6 protein-coding genes are annotated in these 3685 nt (G+C 55.3%); 4 read left to right on the top strand and 2 right to left on the bottom strand.

Translation table 11 applies throughout. The annotated features are described in order from the left end of the window. Nucleotides 1-263: 263 nt before the first annotated feature. The 4 genes from B140_RS14040 to B140_RS0111240 are packed head-to-tail and all read left to right on the top strand — an operon-like array spanning nucleotide 264 to nucleotide 2241. The gene (locus tag B140_RS14040; RefSeq protein ID WP_156801793.1) at nucleotides 264-1217 is read left to right on the top strand and encodes a hypothetical protein; all 954 of its coding nucleotides are present in this window, start codon (nucleotides 264-266) and stop codon (nucleotides 1215-1217) included. Nucleotides 1218-1264: 47 nt separating this feature from the next. Next, nucleotides 1265-1651 carry a hypothetical protein gene (locus tag B140_RS12745; protein WP_156801794.1) on the top strand — a complete coding sequence of 129 codons (387 nt, stop codon included), beginning with the start codon at nucleotides 1265-1267 and terminating at the stop codon, nucleotides 1649-1651. 2 nt (nucleotides 1652-1653) lie between these two features. After that, the gene (locus B140_RS0111235; protein WP_018119450.1) at nucleotides 1654-2022 is read left to right on the top strand and encodes a hypothetical protein; all 369 of its coding nucleotides are present in this window, start codon (nucleotides 1654-1656) and stop codon (nucleotides 2020-2022) included. Between the two features lie 33 nt (nucleotides 2023-2055). After that, nucleotides 2056-2241 carry a hypothetical protein gene (locus B140_RS0111240; RefSeq protein ID WP_156801795.1) on the top strand — a complete coding sequence of 62 codons (186 nt, stop codon included), beginning with the start codon at nucleotides 2056-2058 and terminating at the stop codon, nucleotides 2239-2241. 65 nt (nucleotides 2242-2306) lie between these two features. On the opposite strand, the gene B140_RS0111245 is transcribed toward B140_RS0111240, so the two are convergent. Next, complete coding sequence (locus tag B140_RS0111245) at nucleotides 2307-2933, bottom strand: hypothetical protein (RefSeq protein ID WP_156801796.1); 627 nt, start codon at nucleotides 2931-2933, stop codon at nucleotides 2307-2309. 74 nt (nucleotides 2934-3007) lie between these two features. After that, nucleotides 3008-3385 (bottom strand): helix-turn-helix domain-containing protein, encoded by a 378-nt coding sequence (locus B140_RS0111250; RefSeq protein ID WP_018119453.1) that lies wholly within the window; start codon nucleotides 3383-3385, stop codon nucleotides 3008-3010. Nucleotides 3386-3685 lie beyond the last annotated feature (300 nt).

Genomic DNA, 3685 nt, shown 5'->3' on the forward strand with positions numbered 1-3685 from the left:
GGGGAGTCGTGGCCGTGGGGATCTGCGTGGGCGCCGGCGGCGGGGCGCCGGCGGTACGGCGGCGGGGTGTGCCAGGTGGATCCCGGGCTGGCGCCTCCTTTTAAGCGTTCAGACGTTTGAGAGTTTTACAGTTTAGATGCTTTACTGTAGGGTGAAAGCATCCTTCACGGCTGGAGGGGATCGTCTTCGATCCACTTGGCCCTCCAGGAGGAGATATGTTACTAGACGGCGTCTGAGTTCTATCAGAGGTGATTTTGAGAGTTATGAGTGATAAGGATTTTTCATTGGATACGGAAAATATGGACATAAGCACAGGGGATAGTGTCATGAATTTTACTACGCCTGTTGCGGGTAAGTATCCCACTTCTTATTCTGTTGATATTTCTTCTTCTGATGTGCGTAATGACCATCATTGTTTGCGGGATAATGTTTATCTTGTCGGCGCGCCTGCTGGTGATGGGAGCCTTGGGAAGGTTGTTCGGGCTAGTGTTGATGCGCGGCGGAAGGCGACGATGAAGTTGATTCATGCGACCGATCGGACGTTTCCGTTTACCGTGTCTTTTGCCATCATTTTTGGTCTTGTTAGCGGCGGCTTGCATCAGTGGGCATCTGATAATGATAATATGTTGATGTTTATCATTTCGATGGGTGGTGGTCTTTTTAGTTTGTTGATGTTTATCATTTTGGCCCTTCGTGCTGTGTTCGTGTTGAGTCGTAAGTATTGGTATATGTCGATTGTTCATCATCGTGATCCTTCGCGTTTGGCTCCTCGTGAGGTGGGGGGTGTGGTGGTTGATCCGCTTTTGGATGTGCATGAGGGGGATGAGCGGGCCAGGGCGAATGTGGTGCATTTGTCGTTGTTTGATGGCGCTGGGCGTGTGGTGGATGATGTTGCGGCAACGGCAAAGTTCGCGGGTCGTGTGGCTCAGCGGCTTGGTGTGTCGTTGATGGATGAGGGGGAGGGGTTTGTTGTCTCGTGGGATGATTTCTGCGGGTTGTATGGTGCTTCTGTGCGTGAGGGCCGCCCGGTGGCGCTTGGGGTGAGGGCGAATTTTGAGGGGTTTGCGCCTAGTGTGGATGTGTTGGTGTGTGGTACCGGCTCTAGGGATCTTCGGGGGTTGAGTCAGTTGGTTGTTCCTGATGTTGCTGATTTGGTTCCTGAGGGCATGGTGGTGAAGGATTTTTACGCTTATACGCCTGGTCCGTTTGTGGCGTAGAGTTCTACGTGTTGTTTTGTTTGTGAGTATGAGGAGAGGTGTTGTTGATGATTCATCGGAAGTTTGATCAGCTCATTCAGGACGCTATGGGGAAGAATGGGGTTATTATCACGAAGGTGACGGAGAAGGGGGAGCAGTTGATTTTGACGTGTAGCATCGACGCGAAGGCTGTTTCTGTGGTGTTTCCTGAGTTTGATCCTGTTAAGGAGCCGGAGGCGAAGGTTCAGGGTTTTTCTTTGAGTATTGTTCGTGCGGCGATTGAGCCTCAGGTTCCGTTTTCTGTTTTGGTGGGGCGTAGTGTTGTGGATGCGGATGTTCTTGAGGGTTGGCAGTTGTATGGTAATTATACGACTTTCCCGGCGTCGCGTTTGGTGATTGGTGATCCTTTGTCGCCGGGTACTTCTATTGCTAATATTGTTTCGGGAGCGTGGTAATAATGGCTGAGGAAAAGAAGAAGCGTGCGACCGCTAAGTACAAGGTGACGCCGGAGCGTTTGGCTCAGGGTTATCATGCGTCCGAGTCGGCTATTTTGTCTCGGCCGTTGTGGCATGTGGTGCAGCAGCAGGGGCTTATTTCTTTCACGTCGCTGCTGGTGGAGAAGAATGATCCGGTTCCGGTGAGCTACAGCTTTGTGCTGAGCGAGGATTCGGCTGGTAAGGAGCCGGAGGAGCCGACGATGGAGCAGTTTCACGCTCGTGAGGTCTTGGCGGCCATCCAGGAGATCCTGAACAACATTGATGTTCTTAATGTAGACTTCCTTCATGGAGGGCGCAGCGTGACGGTTGCGGGCCGCCTGAAGGAGTAATTCAAGGATCAGCGACGACATGGAGGGATGGATATGGCGAAGTTTTCCTACACGGAGCCGCCGGTGGAGCGCGAGGAAGGCGACGCGGTGGTCAAGGACGTGCATTCGAAGATGTACGAAGATGCCGCTGTCGATCAGATTGCTTCGGAGCTTCGTCGTCTGGAGATGACCTACGAGGTGACGGTTTCGGTGAAGCTGAAGCCATTGAAGTCTCAGTAATCCCTGGTCTGCTTAGAAGAAAGCGCCGCTTCCCTGCGGGGGCGGCGCTTGTTGTTGTGTGGGGGTCATGCGGTTTCACGGGCGGGTCTGGGGGTAATCAGCATGGCGGCGGCTGCGATGTAGCCGCCGGCGCAGAGGAGAGCGAACGACCAGGCCAGCGGGAGGTAGTAGGTCTCGGTGAGCGTGGGGAAGGCGATGGTCATAAGGCGGTGCAGGGCCATCGCGACTCCGCCGAGGGCGCCTACACCCAGCAGGATCCATTGGGTGCGCACGGAGCGGGCTTTAATCAGGGTCAGTAGCACGCCGAGGCTGATGAACTGGGTGATCAAGATGGCCGAGGAGAAGATCACGTTGTAGGGCTGCATGCCTGGTGCCAGCATCATGTTGATCATGCTGGTTTCTGCCCCGCCGAGGCGGTACCAAAAGCAGATGAGCAAGAACCCGAAGGCGCCGGTGGTCATCGCGGCGATGTACTTGATCTCGTCCATCCCAGCGGCCAGAGCGAAGTAGCAGGCCAGCGACATCATGGCCAGCAGGGAGCAGAGGTGCCCTACAAGGTCTGGCACGTTGTGCCACGAGGTTGCCTGGGCGATGGCGTTATCCAGCAGGCCGTCCCCGAGGGATTCGGTGCGCAGGATCAAGGCGATGCCCACGGTGAGGCAAAACCCCGCGAGGTAGCGGCTGTTGGGCACGCGCGGGCGAGTCAACAAGATGACCGCAATGGTGATCCCTGCGATGCCGATAAGGGCGGGTATGGCGGTGGTGATCATTGGCCTAGTGCTTTCTCAATTCGTTTGATCCGGTCTTTGGCTTCTTGGAATTTCTCGTTTTCTTCCTGGAGGGTGGCAATACGCCGCGTGAGCTCAGCAACGAGCTGATCTGTCGGGATCTCCTGGGCAGTGATCAAGGTGTCTTTGAACCCGTCGATTTCCTCGTTTTTTAAGGTGCCTGCGGCAACCAGAGCAGAGATCGGGTTTGCCCCAAGAATCCTGGCCACCTTCGCTGCGGTATCCCCGTCGGTGCGCGCACCGTTGCGCCACCGGGTCAGCGTCGGGGAGGTGATCCCGACTTTCTTGGATAGTTGCCTGTCGGTGAGGTCGCCGCCGTGGGCTCGTACGTAGTCCCACCATGTCATGCGCGCCATGGGTGTACCTTTCCAGCGCCCCGCTATGCGGTGCGTCTCGTGCGTTCGCTTTCCGCCGTACACATCACATCCACATGCTACGATATGGAGGTCGTGCGACGTTCTTTCTGAATCTTCGTATGCAAATCGGTTATGGACACGCCCCTGATGCTTTGGCCGGCTCCGGGGCGTGTCCATACTACCGTGCTTTCCTCTAGACATGTGAATGCTATGTACAAATCCGCGAGGTGATTGACAGGTTATGGGCCAATCAACGCTTCCCCTGAAGGTATCCGACAAGGATGCTGGACCAAAAAGAAA

The sequence above is a fragment of the Corynebacterium mastitidis DSM 44356 genome, assembly GCF_000375365.1.
Lineage (GTDB): Bacteria > Actinomycetota > Actinomycetes > Mycobacteriales > Mycobacteriaceae > Corynebacterium > Corynebacterium mastitidis.